Below are 13,951 nucleotides of genomic sequence, written 5' to 3' on the forward strand. Positions count from 1 at the left end.
ATCGGGGCGGCGTTCGAGACCTCTCGGCTCAGGCGCCGATCCACTTCATCACGATGAGCGTGCCCGTCACCGTCAGGGCGCCGCCGATGCGGGTGGCGATCTGGGCGAAGGGCATCAGCGCCATCCGGTCGGCGGCGGTCAGGATCGCGACATCGCCCGTGCCGCCCTGGCCGCTGTGACAGGCGTTCACGATGGCGGTCTCGATCGGATACATGTTCAGGGCGCGGCCGACGAAGAAGCCCACCGTCATTAGCGTGCCCACGGTCGCGATGATGGTGATGAGGTTCACGACAGTAAACGCCGCCATCAGGTCCTTCCACGGCGTCAGCGCCACGCCGATGGCGAAGAGCAACGGGTAGGTCATGCTGACCTGCACGAACTTGTAGACCACGAAGCCGCCCGCCTGGAGCCGGGGCGAGACCGCGCTGGCGAGCTTGGCGAAGACCGCCAGGAACAGCATCGCCACGGGGGCGGGCAGGCCGGTGAGATGGTGGGCCATGACGCCGAGCAGATACAGCGTGATGGCGGTGAGCCCGGCCGCGCCGATCGTGGCGGGATCGATGCCCTTCTGGGCCGCCTCGGCCTTGGCCTGCGCGTCGCTCGACTTCATCTCCTCCGCGTCGGGCTGGAGCTTCCCGTTGCCGGTGAGGTGCGGCTTCTTCTTGCCGACGTAGTTGAGCGTGCCGGACAGGACGATGGCGGTGAGCGAGCCGAGCATGACCGGCGGCAACACCTGCGCGAACATCACGCCCTGCTGCGTGCCGAGGATCGCCGCGTAGCCGATGGAGAGCGGAATTGCGCCTTCGCCGACGCCACCGGCCATGATCGGCACGACGATGAAGAAGAAGGTCTTGTAGGCGCCGATACCGAGCATCGTGCCGACCAATGTGCCGACGAGGCCCGCCGCCACCGAGCCGATGGCCAGCGGCGCGAAGATCTTGAGGAAGCCCTTGATCAGCACTTCGCGGTCCATGCCGAGGATGGACCCGACGATGATCGTCGCGATGTAGATGTAGAGGAAGTTCGTGAACTTGGTGAAGTCGATGATCGCCTTCTCCATCTGCGGCGGCACGAACTTATAGTAGACGAGCGCCGAGGGGATGAAGGTCGCGAAGATCGCGCCCGCACCGATGTTCTTGAGGATCGGGATCCGCTTGCCGATCTCGGCGCAGGTGAAGCCACCCATCACGAGAACGGCGATCATCGTCGGCCCGTCCGGCTTGATCTCGCCTTCCTGCACCAGGATCGCGATGAGGGCAGCCAGGATGAGATAGACCGGGAGAGGGATGATGCCGATCTTGATGTCGATGAGGCGCCACCAGCCCTCCGGCCAGAAGCGGCGCGAGGCGTCGGCGGCCACGGGTGGCGTGGCGGCCGTGCTCGGGGTCGAGGCTGCGGGTCCCATCGAATTCCTCCGAGATCCAGCCTCTTGAAGGGCCGGATGGTGTCGCGTTGCGGCCCGGACGGATTCGGCGGGTGCGCTGCAATCAATCTCGCTCGGGCGTAGCAGCGCGGCCTATACCCCGCAACGCAATGGCGGAGACAACGATCGAACCCTGTAGTTCATCCCCGTCATATCAATTTTGCGTACCGGGATTTATGCACTGGGCCGGACGATAGCAATCCCGCGAAAAAGAAAAGAGGCCCGGCGCAAGCGCCGAGCCTCGAAGACCGCATGACACGGGGATCATCGGTGGGGCCAGGGAGAGAACTCCCTGGCTCCGGTCTTGTCTTAGAAGTCGCGCTGGACGCGGAGACGGATCTGCTGGACGGAGTCCGCAGTCGTCGTCCGCACGAAGCCACCGGCGTTGATGGCGCCGACGCGCGAGTAGGCGGTCGGATCCTTGTCGATGTCGATGACGCGGCCGTTCTTCACGCCGATCTGGGTGTAGAAGCCCTCGACACCGATATCGAGATCCTTCACCGGCGACCAGATGATGTTGGCGCCAGCCGTGAACTGGTAGGTGTCACGGAGAGCCTGGCTCAGCTGGAAGAAGCGGGTGCCCGGGACACCGACGGCGTTTGAGCCGCCCGGGACACCGAGGATGCCGGAAGCCACGCCCTGCGCGTTGCGGGCAGTGGCGCTGTAGCTCATCTCACCGTAGCTGCCGAACACGGCCGAACGCCACTCAGGCGCCCAGTAGTGCAGGTAGGCGGCGGCGACCGTGAAGCTCTCCGACTTCTCGAGACGGCCCGTGAAGGGGTTGACCGTCGCGTCGTTGAAGAACTGGCTGAACTTCTGGCCCTGGATGGTCGCGGCGGTCTGGTTGTAGCAGCCCGAGTAGGCACAGTAGCCGGTGTACATCTGGGCGCCGGAACCGTACGCGCCCTGCAGGTAGAGGGCATCGCCGGCGGCGATCATCGGCAGGTTGACCTTGATGCCACCCTGGACGGCGTAGCCGTACTCGTTGGACGGACGGGCCGGAGCGACGGCATTCAGCGGCGTGGTGAGCGCCAGGTTGCCGACGTTCAGCTCGTGCGACGCGGCGGAGACCTGCGCCGAACCCCAGGCGGCATCGTAGCGAAGCACGCCGACGAAGTCGGGCATACGGTTGCGCTGGATGACGTCGACCGACGTGCTGCCGACGACACCGTTCACCGTCGTGATGATCGGGGCCTGGATGTTGGTCACGCCGAACGAGGTGATCGCGCCGTTGGTGACGGTCGCGGTCGGGGCGACCGGCGAGTAGATGGCCGAGCGGCGAGCGGTCGGGTCTTCGACCGACAGCGTGGCGGAGAAGCCGTTGCCGAGGGTCGCGGTGTAGGCGAACAGGTTGGTCGACGCGATGTCCGAACCACCGGTGGCGGCGGCGAACTCGAAGTCGTGGGCGTAGAAGTCGAAGAACGAGGAGGCGCGACCGGCGGTGAGACCGGCGAACTGCACGAAGGCCTTATCGGCGTTCACGTAGGTCTGGGCGCGGCCGAACTGATCCGGGCCGAGGGCGGCGAAGGCGTTGCCGATGCGCTGCTGGGTACCGGAGGTGCCACCAGCGTACGGACCGCCGGTGCGGGAGGCGACTTCGACGCGCAGGAAGGCGCGCAGGGTGCCGTAGCCGGTCTGGGTGCGGGCATCGAGGTTGATGCGGGCGAGACCACGGTAGCCGGCGGTGTCACCGTTGCCGTTCGTGCGAGCGTAGCTGGTCTGGTAGCCACCCTCGAAGCGGGCGCGGCCGGACAGGCGCAGGCAGGTGTCGGTGCCGGGGATGTAGAAGAAGCCCGCGCCGTAGGCGGAGCAGACACGGACGAATTCGACCGGAATGGCCTTCTTGACCGGGAGGTCGGCAGCACTTGCGGCGGTGACGGCGGCGAGAGCCGCGGCCGAGCCGAGTAGCGAGCTCTTCAAGAGCTTCATCATCATCTCCAAAGCTTCGAGACCCAAGATGCGGCTGCCCTGTTGCCGGGTCTGACCGCGTTCTTTTTTCGATCTGGCCCGCGTCTTAAGTGGCGGGCTCCAGCGGGCCGTCGCTCTGCGATGCCCCCGTGCACCGTCACCATGTGCGAACGGCCAAGCCGGAGCAACTTGGATTTGCGGTGGATTAACTCGTTGCGATCTGCTGTTGCCGACCCGCAACAACTTCGGAAGTCGAATGCCGGCAAAGGTTTGCGTGCTGTGCATGGAGCCCGGCTTTGAGGCCGGGTTTGCCCGTTTCCCGTGCAGTTTATGGGGGGAGTGGACCCTCGCTCGCCCCTTCCGAGGAGGGGACGAGTCGGTTCGCGAATGCGGATGTGTGGATAATGAAGACAGATTCGCGGGCGAGCCGCGCGACGCTGGTCGGGTTCGGGGCCATTCTTCTATGGGCATTGCTCGCCCTGTTTACCGCGGCCTCCGGTGGTGTACCGCCTTTCGAACTTGCCGCGCTCACCTTCACGATCGGCGGAGCCCTCGGCTGCCTGCGCTTCGTCCAGCGCCCGGAGCGAGCCCGGGCGCTGCGTCAGCCATTGCCTGTCTGGCTGATCGGGGTCGGCGGGCTGTTCGGCTACCACGCCTTGTATTTCTCGGCCCTTCGCCTTGCGCCGCCTGCCGAGGCGGGTCTCATCAACTATCTATGGCCGTTGCTGATCGTGCTGTTCTCCGCCTGGCTCCCCGGCTCGACCGGGCTGAAGCGCGGCCATGTGATCGGCGCGCTCATGGGCCTTGCAGGCGTCGCGATGCTGTTTGCGGGGCGCGATCTCGGCTTCGACGCGCAGTCGCTGCCGGGTTATGGGGCGGCCCTGGCGGCGGCCTTCGTCTGGGCGGGCTATTCTCTTCTCTCAGCCAGGGCTGGTGCCGTGCCGACAGACGCCGTGGCGGGTTTCTGCCTCGCCACGGGGCTTCTCAGTGTCGTCTGTCATCTGCTCTTCGAGACGACGGTGTGGCCGACGGATGCGACATCCTGGGCGGCCATCGTGCTGCTCGGGTTGGGGCCGGTCGGCGCCGCCTTCTATCTCTGGGATATCGGCTGCAAGCGCGGTGATGTCCGCCTACTGGGCGTCGCGGCCTATGCGGCCCCGGTCCTCTCCACCTTGATCCTCGTCCTTGCCGGGTATGCCCCGGCGAGGCCGTCGCTGGCCCTGTCCTGCCTGCTGATCGTCGCGGGTGCGCTTTGTGCCGTGCGCGCCTCGCGGAAAGCTTGATCAGGCGCGGGGGAGGGGGCGCCAGTCCGGCGGGGCCATCTCGAATTTGGAGAAGTCGAAGCCCGGCGCCACCGTGCAGCCCACGAGTGTCCAGGCCCCCAGGCTGGTGGCTGTCTGCCAGTAGCCGCCCGGCACCACGAATTGCGGCCGCTGACCGCGCGCGATCTCCGGCCCGAGATGATGCGCCGAGGCATCATGCCCATTGGGGCTGATGCTGATGACGAGGGGCGCGCCCGCATACCAATGCCAGATCTCCGCCGCATCGATCCGATGCCACGCGGAGACCTCACCAACATCCAAGAGGAAGTAGATCGCCGTGCCGACCGAGCGCTCCGCCGTCGCGGCGGGGTCCCGGAACGTCTCGCGGTAATGTCCGCCTTCCGGATGCGGCTGGAGTTCCAGCACCTTGATCACCTCGGCGGCGCTCATGGAGGCGATATCGTTCATGGGTGGCGTATCCCTCAGCCGTACTTGCGTGCCTTACCCTTAGGGCGCAGGCAGCTCCGCTCCCAGCCCTGCAGGGGATCGCCTTGTCCGGTTCCAGCCGCGATGATACCGGCCGGTCTTTTCCCAGCCCGAGCCTGTCCGTGAGCCAGAACCCCAACGTCCGCCTGCATCGCGGCGACCTGCCCGCCTCCTACGATCCCGGTTCGTCGGTGGCCATCGACACGGAGACGCTGGGGCTGAACCCACACCGGGATCGTCTCTGCGTGGTGCAACTCTCGACCGGAGACGGCACGGCCGACGTGGTGCAGATCGTCCCCGGCGGTCCCGCGCCCGCAAATCTGATCCGCGTGCTCGGTGACGAATCGGTGCTGAAGATCTTCCACTTCGCCCGCTTCGATCTCGCGGTGCTGTTCCATCGTCTCGGGGTCATGCCCTCGCCGGTCTATTGCACCAAGATCGCGTCCAAGCTCGCCCGGACCTACACCGACCGGCACGGCCTGAAGGACGTGGTTCGCGAGACGGTGGGGGTCGATCTCTCGAAGCAGCAGCAATCCTCGGATTGGGGCGCCGACACGCTCACCCAGGCGCAGCTCGATTACGCCGCCTCGGACGTGCTCCACCTGCATGCCGCCAAGACCCGACTCGATTCGATGCTCGCGCGCGAAGGGCGCACCGATCTCGCCGACGCGTGCTTCCGGTTCCTGCCATCCCGCGCCAAGCTCGACCTGATCGGATGGCCCGAGGCCGACATTTTCGCGCATACGTGAGTGCAGCCGCGCATCACTGCGACCATACGGCGTACGATGATTGCCTAAAGTTGCGCCGTCGCGGGATGGGTGATGCTTTGCGGTGACGGTATCAGGTCCGGATACTGCTAGCTTGTCCAAGCCCGAGCTTAGCAACTGGGCCAGATCCTCCTCGCCGGCCACTTCCCGATCAGGCCGGCGGGGAGGATCCGTCGATTCCTGACGTGTGTGGTTGAGGCTAAGATGCCTCCCGCAATAAAAACGCCGGAGCCCGAAGGCCCCGGCGTGCATCAAGCGCTCAAGAATAGCCTGATTACAGCGAGTAGTACTGCACGAACTCGATCGGGTGCGGGGTCATCTCGTAGCGCAGGACCTCGGCCATCTTCAGCTCGATGAACGACTCGATCTGATCCTCGGTGAAGACGTTGCCCGCCGTCAGGAAGGCGTGGTCCTTGTCGAGGCTGGTGAGGGCTTCGCGCAGGGAGCCGCACACGGTCGGGATGCGGCGAAGCTCCTTCGGCGGCAGATCGTAGAGGTCCTTGTCCATCGCGGAGCCGGGATCGATCTTGTTGCGGATGCCGTCGAGGCCGGCCATCAGCAGCGCCGAGAAGGCGAGGTACGGGTTGGCGGTCGGATCGGGGAAACGAACCTCGACACGCTTGGCGTTCGGGCTCTTCGTCCACGGGATACGGCAGGAGGCCGAGCGGTTGCGGGCCGAGTAGGCCAGCAGCACGGGGGCCTCGTAGCCCGGCACCAGCCGCTTGTACGAGTTGGTCGAGGGGTTGGTGAAGGCGTTGAGTGCCTTGGCGTGCTTGATGATGCCGCCGATGAAGTACAGGCATTCCTGGCTGAGGCCGGCATACTTATCGCCCGCGAAGAGCGGCTTGCCGTCCTTCCAGAGCGACAGGTGCACGTGCATGCCCGAGCCGTTATCGCCGTAGACCGGCTTCGGCATGAAGGTCGCCGTCTTGCCGTAGCTCTGCGCCACGTTGTGAATGCAGTACTTATAGATCTGCAGGTGGTCGGCGATCGTCGTCAGGCTGTCGTACTTCAAGCCGAGCTCGTGCTGGGCGCTGGCCACTTCGTGGTGGTGCTTCTCGACCGTGGCGCCCATGGCCGCCATCGCCGCCAGCATCTCGCCGCGCATGTCCTGCGCCGAGTCCTGCGGCGGCACCGGGAAATAGCCGCCCTTCATCTGGATCCGGTGGCCGAGGTTGCCGCCCTCGTAATCGGTGAAGCCGTTGGTCGGCAGCTCGGTCGAATCGAGCTCGAAGCCGGTGCGGTACGGGTCGGCGGAGAACTTCACGTCATCGAACACGAAGAACTCGGCCTCGGGGCCGACATAGACCGTGTCGGCGATGCCGATTTCCTGAAGGTAGGCCTCGGCGCGCTTGGCGGTGCAGCGCGGGTCGCGGCCGTAGGGCTCGCCGCTCTCGGGCTCGAGCACGTCGCAGACGACGGACAGCGTCGAGGCCGAGAAGAACGGATCCATCACGGCCGTGGACGGATCGGGCATCAGCAGCATGTCCGACTCGTTGATCGCCTTCCAGCCGGCAATCGACGAGCCGTCGAACATCTGGCCCTCGCTGAAGAAGGCGTCATCGACCATCGAAACGTCGAAGGTCACGTGCTGCCACTTGCCGCGCGGGTCGGTGAAGCGGAGGTCGACGTAGCGGACATCGTTGTCCCGGATCGTCTTGAGCACTTCGGCTGCGGTGGTCATCGTGGCGTCTCTCCTGGCTTTCGTTCAGCCGGGCCGACCCATACAGTCCGCCTCGGCTCGGCACCACCCGGATGATGCTGAATCGCCCTTGAGGCGCGAATTCGATCAACTCGCATCACGCCTTGGCTCGCTGCGGTTCGACCTGCGCGTCAGAGCCGATCTCGCGTCATCCTCAGAAAGGTCTTAAATCCTTCTGCGGTCTTCAATTAAATATCACTGTGTGTCGCTGACCAAAGTCGTTGCAATTCGTGATTATTCAGATCTAATTCCAGTATTTTGTCGATGAAATTGCGCAATTTTCTTCTTCGTTCTTCATCGTAGTTTCGTATTATGTAGTCAATTATTTCTTCCATCGAGTTTCCGAAAAGTTCTAAGTCCTGAATGAACATTCTGCCGTATTATTTGAATTCTTTCGACGGCTGCATTTTGCTAAACGTCATTTGTAAACTCGAGAGAACAAAAAATCCGGCCTGCCTGCGCTCGTTCACGACGAAGCACGTTCGATATTGCTCGCTCTGAACGGATTGCGGCATATCCTGTTCAATTTTTACAATATAATTTTGGACAAGATGACCGCTACTTTCTTCCTGGCAAATAGTAATGCCTGGACGGCGATCTTGGTGATCTGCGGCAAAGATAATCGTGCTAGCATTTTGCGAAAGAAATTCGGCGTCACTGCTTTCGCTAATCCACTGATAGGATATCGGATCGCGCGGCTGATTGAGGTTGAAGGCTTTGAGGGGCGATGCGGCAAGGAGAATGGCCGCATGCATCATCAAGACTGAAAGGCGGCACCACCGCCGTTGAATTTTGAACGGCGACGATTTCATCCCGACGCTCCCCTGACGGGCATGACCTACAATAGGATAATAGGCAGAACATCACAAAAATATTGCGCCCCGCAATCCAATCATGATCCGCCGACATCTCACGATTCTGTGATTGATCGAAACGGAACTTCGCAGCTTCCGCCGCACCAATGGCACGATGCATGCTTAGGGGTTCGCAGCTGCCGGAAGGCGGCAAGCCGTTCGCCGGAGCCTCCTGATCTGCCAGGCTCCGCGTCGACGAGAGATCGAGGGATCGGCGAGAGACCGGAATGACGAAATACAAGCTCGAGTATATATGGCTCGACGGCTACACGCCGGTGCCAAACCTGCGCGGCAAAACGCAGATCAAGGAATTCGATAGCTTCCCGACCCTTGAGCAGCTTCCGATGTGGGGCTTCGACGGGTCGTCGACGAAGCAGGCCGAGGGTGGCAGCTCCGACTGCATGCTCAAGCCCGTGCGCCACTTCCCCGATCCGGCCCGCACCAACGGCGTGCTGGTGCTGTGTGAAGTGATGATGCCGGACGGCAAGACCCCGCACGAGTCGAACAAGCGCGCGACCATCCTCGACGATGCGGGCGCGTGGTTCGGCTTCGAGCAGGAATACTTCTTCTACAAGAACGGCCGTCCGCTCGGCTTCCCGGAGCAGGGTTACCCCGCCCCGCAGGGCCCGTACTACACCGGCGTCGGCTACTCGAACGTCGGCAGCATCGCTCGCCAGATCGTCGAGGAGCACCTCGATCTCTGCCTCGCGGCCGGCATCAACCACGAGGGCATCAACGCCGAAGTGGCGAAGGGCCAGTGGGAATTCCAGATCTTCGGCAAGGGCTCCAAGAAAGCCGCCGACGAGATGTGGATGGCCCGCTACCTTCTGCAGCGCCTCTGCGAGAAGTACGAGATCGACATCGAGTACCATTGCAAGCCGCTCGGCGACACCGATTGGAACGGGTCGGGCATGCACTGCAACTTCTCGACCGCCTACATGCGCGAAATCGGCGGCAAGGAGTATTTCGAGAGCCTGATGAAGGCCTTCGAGGTCAACATCGAGGATCACATCGCCGTCTACGGGCCGGACAACCACATGCGCCTCACCGGCAAGCATGAGACCGCGCCGTGGAACAAGTTCAGCTACGGCGTGGCCGACCGCGGTGCTTCGATCCGCGTGCCCCACTCCTTCGTGAACAACGGCTACAAGGGTTACCTTGAGGATCGCCGCCCGAACTCCCAGGGCGACCCCTACCAAATCGCCTCGCAGGTGCTGAAGACGATCTCTTCGGTGCCGACCGCCGGCTCTGCCGCGGCCTGAGGATCCGACCTAACGTCAAACGAAAAGGCCGGGCTTGCGAGCCCGGCCTTTTCTTTGTCGACGTCACGCCATCGCGGCAAAGCCATTCCGCAAAGCGACTTACCCGGAGCTGTATGGCGTTAGATCTGTATCTAACCGAGTTGGCTCCCCTGCCTCAGTTTTTGCGAGCGTCAGCGAGGCAATCCTGAGCAGTAGGACGCCTCGGAACGATACGCCTCCGTGGATTGCTTCGCTGCGCTCGCAAAGACGACCGGGGATCCAGTATGGGGGTGGCTCAACTCCGTCAGCCACCGCTCTGGATCGCAACGCTTCGCTCGCGATTACGGAGTGAGATAGGGCAAGGCCTCACCGCCCGCGGGTGCGGTCGTCGTCGCGGATGGCGGCTTCGTGATACCAGGCACCGCCCGTGACGACAGGGGTCGGCTTCGCCGTCTCCTGCGGCCGTCTGGCGGCCTGCGCGCGGCGGAATGCTGCGAGATCGACGACTTTGGCGGGTCCGCGTAGGTCGTGTGCGTCCATCGCTCAGTCCTCCCGGCTGTTTTGGCGGCCCCGTGGGCCGCCTCGTCAGGAGGAATGTAAGGTCACGACACGACGGCGCCCATGCCGAAAAAGTGTTTGCCGGATATTCGTGCAAGGCCGAAAATCAGGCAGTCGGAAATAGTGGTCCTAAACTGCCCGATCCGGTCAAATCGCGTCCGGGCCGGTCTCACCGGTACGAATGCGGATTGCCTCTTCGATGGTCGAGACGAAGATCTTGCCGTCGCCAATGCGGCCGGTCTGGGCGGACTTGCGGATTGCGTCCACCGCCCCTTCCACGAGCGCGTCGGAAAGCACGATCTCGAGCTTCACCTTCGGCAGGAAGTCGACCACGTATTCGGCGCCGCGATACAGCTCCGTATGGCCCTTCTGCCGACCGAAGCCCTTGGCCTCGATCACGGTGATGCCCTGGAGGCCGACCTCCTGGAGGGCCTCCTTCACTTCATCCAACTTGAAGGGCTTGATGATCGCTTCGATCTTCTTCATGCCGCTCGGGCCTGTCTATGCACGTTGCCGGACAGTAACATCGCCGCGATCCAGCCGCCACGGCGTTTTGCCGTTGTGGCCCTTCAATCAGCCTATTTCTTGTGCATTTGCTGCGCATCATTGAGGCGATCGGCGCGAATTTGTCCATTAGGTGAGCATCCAATGGTCGAGGCAAGGGCAGAGTTCGGCATCGGCACGCGGGTGCTCAGCGTTTCGGCGGTGGGCAGACTCGATGCGGCGGCCATTGCGGGCGGCGTTCCCGGCATTGCGCTGATGGAGGCGGCCGGAGCGGCTGTCGCGGCACGTGCCCAGGCCCTGGCACCGAAGGGCGGACACGTTCTCGTGCTTTGCGGGCCGGGCAACAATGGCGGCGACGGCTTCGTCGCGGCTCGCCTCCTCGAAGAGGAGGGGTATTCCGTCTCGTTGGTGCTGCTCGGGGAGCGAGGGGCCCTGAAAGGCGATGCGGCTCTTGCCGCCGCCCAATGGGCTGGCCCGGTGCTCGCGGCGCTGCCCGGCGATCTCGCCGACGTCAGTCTCGTGATCGACGCACTGTTCGGCGCGGGGCTCTCGCGGGACCTCGATGGGGCCGCACTTGCCATGGTCGCGGCCGTGCGTTCGGCGCGCCTGCCGGTCCTGGCCGTCGACGTTCCGAGCGGGGTCGATGGCGAGAGCGGGGCGGTGCGGGGCGCGGCGTTCGAGGCGGTCGAGACCGTCACGTTCGTCGCGCTGAAACCTGCCCATTTGCTCGAACCCGGACGGTCGCTTTGCGGGCAGGTTCATGTGGCGCAGATCGGCGCGGGGGAGGCGGCGATCGCTGCCGGACTCGCGGCCTCATTGCCGCCGCTCCATCACAACGGCCCGGATCTCTGGCGCGAGGACTTCCCCCGCCTCACGCGGGCGAGCCATAAATATACGCGCGGCCATGCGGTGATCGTGTCCGGTCCCGCAACGAAGACCGGCGCAGCACGCCTTGCCGCTCGCGCGGCCCTGCGCATCGGCGCGGGGCTGGTGACTCTAGCCTCGCCCGCTGCGGCGCTCGCCGAGAACGCGGCGCATGTCACGGCGATCATGCTGCGCCGCTGCGAGGAGCCCGACGACCTCGACGATCTTCTGACGGACGAGCGGCTGAACGTGGTTCTGCTCGGGCCGGGCCTCGGGGTCGGAGAACCGACGCGGGACCGCGTGGCGGTAGCGGCCTCGGCCGGGCGCCGCCTTGTCCTCGATGCCGACGCGCTCACGAGCTTCGCGGGCGGAGCGAGGCATCTGGCCGGACTGATCGCGGACGGGGGCGGTGAAGCGGTGCTGACGCCCCATGCGGGCGAGTTCGCCCGGCTGTTCGACGACACGAAGGTCATGCAGGCGGGCAGCAAGGTCGAACGCGCCAGGGCCGCCGCCGCGGTAACCGGCGCGGTCATGGTGTTCAAGGGCTCCGACACGGTGGTGGCGCATCCCGATGGGCGAGCCGCCATCAACGATCACGGCACGCCCTATCTCGGCACCGCCGGTTCCGGTGACGTGCTCGGCGGCTTGATCGCCGGTTTGCTGGCGCAGGGGATGCCCGCGTTCGAGGCCGCCTGCGCCGCTGTCTGGCTCCATGGCGATGCGGGCCTGCGCCATGGACCGGGTCTGATCGCGGAGGACATTCCGGAATTGATGCCGACCGTCCTCCGGAGCCTCACGTAACCTCGAAAGAGGTCCAGAGTCCGGTGTCGAACCGCTCCAGCACGGTGGCGCTGATGAGCCAGCGCCCTGGGTTGTCTGCCAGGAAGGCGATCCGCGCGGTACGGCCTTCGAGCAACTGGAACGTGTCGAGCCAATAGGGCTCCCACCCGTCGTCCAAGGGGTGGAGCAGCCGGAAGCAATGGCCGTGGAGATGCAGGCCCTGCGGGAATGCGGTGTCGTTCCGCAGTGTCAGCACCACGACCTGACCGCGCTTCACCGAGAAGGCCGGGGCTTGGCCCGAAGCGCCGCTGATGCCGTTGATTGCCCAGACCTTCTTCGCATCGCCGGTATAGACCGGTTCGGGGCTCGGCTTGTCCTTGGTGTCGGCATTCTCCTTCGGCATGAAGGCGCCGCCGGTGATCACCACGTCTCGCCGCATTGCGTTCTGCAGCTTCACCTCGGCGGGGAGCTTCTTGTTCTCGCCGATGGGGCCGATGCGCCCGCGCGTCTGCGGCAGTTTCTCGCCCTTGGTCGTCACGCTCGCTAGCGTCATCCCCTGGCCGATCAGCGCGATGACGCTGGCCGTGGCTCCCTCTTCCTCCGGCAGATCGATCATCAGGTCGTAGCGAGTGCCCGGCGGAAAGGGGAGAGTCGCGCGCAGAGGCTCGAACGTGTCGGTCGGCTGGCCATCGACGGCCGCGACATAAACCTTCACCCCCTCGAATCGCAGGCGCGTGCCTCGCGCGTTGCAGCCGTTGGCGACACGCAGGCGCAGCCGGGCGCCGGGCCGGGCCTCGACATTCTGCGGGGCGGGGCCGCCATTCACCGTCACCACGTTGCCGAGCCGCCCGCTGGCGGCGGCGAAGGCCTCCTGTCCGAACGGCATCAGGCTACCATCGGCCTCGAGGCGCCAATCCTGCAGCAGCAGGCCGAGATCGGCATCCACGGACGGCGGGTTCGTCTCCTCGACGACGAGAAGCCCTGCCAGCCCCCGGCCAGACGGTTCGCTCGATCCACCGACCACCAATGGCCGGATGAGGAACGTGCCGGCATCGGGAGGCGTGAAATCGTATAGGAACTCGCCACCCGGCGGCACGGACTCCTGCGTAACCCCACCGACCCCGTCCATGGCGTTAACGTTCCGCACGCCGTGCCAGTGCAGGGAGAGCGGCTTGTCCGTGCCGTTCTTCAGGCGCAGCCGTACGGGCTGGCCGAGTTTCACCCGCACGAGCGGCGGTGCGCTTCGCCCATCGAAGCACCACACGGCCGTCTCCTGCGCCGGCTCCGGCTTCAAGCGCAGTTGGCCCGGTCCCGCCTGAAGCGGGGTCGGCTCAGGCAGCGGAGCCGAGGTCTGCGTCGTCGGCGCGGGAGCCGGTGTGGGGGCCGGTCCCGCCTTCCGACCCTGCGCGAAGGCGGGACCGGCAAGGCCCATGGCCGCGAGTCCCCCGACCAGGGCGCGCCGCGACGGGGACGTCCGCTCTTCCTGCGGAGAATCGGCGGCGGGATGCGGCGTGGACGTGTCGGCCATGGACCCTCGGGGGCGGCATCGGAGCGCCGCTCCATAGCCGCGCAGGGCGTGCAGCGCCACCGGAGCCGTTATGG

12 protein-coding genes are annotated in these 13,951 nt (G+C 65.0%); 4 read left to right on the plus strand and 8 right to left on the minus strand.

Annotated elements, in window-relative coordinates; all coding sequences use genetic code 11:
• Positions 1-28 precede the first annotated feature (28 nt).
• Both J4O73_RS05095 and J4O73_RS05100 read right to left on the minus strand, forming a co-directional pair.
• Positions 29-1,405, minus strand: a complete 1,377-nt coding sequence (locus J4O73_RS05095) for a 2-hydroxycarboxylate transporter family protein (RefSeq protein ID WP_426215219.1) — start codon at positions 1,403-1,405, stop codon at positions 29-31.
• A 327-nt stretch (positions 1,406-1,732) separates the two neighbouring features.
• Complete coding sequence (locus J4O73_RS05100) at positions 1,733-3,352, minus strand: porin (protein WP_426215221.1); 1,620 nt, start codon at positions 3,350-3,352, stop codon at positions 1,733-1,735.
• Between the two features lie 383 nt (positions 3,353-3,735).
• Between J4O73_RS05100 and J4O73_RS05105 the strand changes: the two genes are divergently transcribed.
• On the plus strand, positions 3,736-4,614 hold the full coding sequence (locus J4O73_RS05105; RefSeq protein WP_426215223.1) for a DMT family transporter: 879 nt from the start codon (positions 3,736-3,738) through the stop codon (positions 4,612-4,614).
• On the opposite strand, the gene J4O73_RS05110 is transcribed toward J4O73_RS05105, so the two are convergent.
• Positions 4,615-5,043 carry a cupin domain-containing protein gene (locus tag J4O73_RS05110; protein ID WP_426215983.1) on the minus strand — a complete coding sequence of 143 codons (429 nt, stop codon included), beginning with the start codon at positions 5,041-5,043 and terminating at the stop codon, positions 4,615-4,617.
• Between the two features lie 158 nt (positions 5,044-5,201).
• Here J4O73_RS05110 and J4O73_RS05115 point away from each other — a divergent pair, with 158 nt between their 5' ends.
• Positions 5,202-5,828 (plus strand): ribonuclease D, encoded by a 627-nt coding sequence (locus tag J4O73_RS05115; RefSeq protein ID WP_426215225.1) that lies wholly within the window; start codon positions 5,202-5,204, stop codon positions 5,826-5,828.
• 292 nt (positions 5,829-6,120) lie between these two features.
• Here J4O73_RS05115 and glnA read toward each other — a convergent pair whose 3' ends face one another.
• Positions 6,121-7,530 carry a type I glutamate--ammonia ligase gene (gene glnA, locus J4O73_RS05120; RefSeq protein ID WP_426215227.1) on the minus strand — a complete coding sequence of 470 codons (1,410 nt, stop codon included), beginning with the start codon at positions 7,528-7,530 and terminating at the stop codon, positions 6,121-6,123.
• 398 nt (positions 7,531-7,928) lie between these two features.
• A complete protein-coding gene (locus J4O73_RS05125) occupies positions 7,929-8,360 on the minus strand; it encodes a hypothetical protein (protein ID WP_426215229.1) in 432 nt (143 codons plus the stop codon).
• A 269-nt stretch (positions 8,361-8,629) separates the two neighbouring features.
• Between J4O73_RS05125 and J4O73_RS05130 the strand changes: the two genes are divergently transcribed.
• The gene (locus J4O73_RS05130; RefSeq protein WP_426215231.1) at positions 8,630-9,664 is read left to right on the plus strand and encodes a glutamine synthetase beta-grasp domain-containing protein; all 1,035 of its coding nucleotides are present in this window, start codon (positions 8,630-8,632) and stop codon (positions 9,662-9,664) included.
• Positions 9,665-10,009: 345 nt separating this feature from the next.
• Here J4O73_RS05130 and J4O73_RS05135 read toward each other — a convergent pair whose 3' ends face one another.
• Both J4O73_RS05135 and J4O73_RS05140 read right to left on the minus strand, forming a co-directional pair.
• Positions 10,010-10,183, minus strand: coding sequence for a DUF2735 domain-containing protein (locus J4O73_RS05135; protein WP_426215233.1), 174 nt, complete (start codon positions 10,181-10,183; stop codon positions 10,010-10,012).
• A 165-nt stretch (positions 10,184-10,348) separates the two neighbouring features.
• Positions 10,349-10,687 (minus strand): P-II family nitrogen regulator, encoded by a 339-nt coding sequence (locus J4O73_RS05140; RefSeq protein ID WP_238248076.1) that lies wholly within the window; start codon positions 10,685-10,687, stop codon positions 10,349-10,351.
• A 162-nt stretch (positions 10,688-10,849) separates the two neighbouring features.
• Here J4O73_RS05140 and J4O73_RS05145 point away from each other — a divergent pair, with 162 nt between their 5' ends.
• Positions 10,850-12,370: an NAD(P)H-hydrate dehydratase gene (locus tag J4O73_RS05145; RefSeq protein WP_426215236.1), complete on the plus strand. Its 1,521-nt coding sequence runs from the start codon at positions 10,850-10,852 to the stop codon at positions 12,368-12,370.
• Here J4O73_RS05145 and J4O73_RS05150 read toward each other — a convergent pair.
• The gene (locus J4O73_RS05150; RefSeq protein ID WP_426215238.1) at positions 12,363-13,877 is read right to left on the minus strand and encodes a multicopper oxidase family protein; all 1,515 of its coding nucleotides are present in this window, start codon (positions 13,875-13,877) and stop codon (positions 12,363-12,365) included. The genes J4O73_RS05145 and J4O73_RS05150 overlap by 8 nt on opposite strands.
• Between the last annotated feature and the right edge of the window lie 74 nt (positions 13,878-13,951).

It is taken from the genome of Methylobacterium sp. NFXW15, assembly GCF_049887755.1.
Lineage (GTDB): Bacteria > Pseudomonadota > Alphaproteobacteria > Rhizobiales > Beijerinckiaceae > Methylobacterium.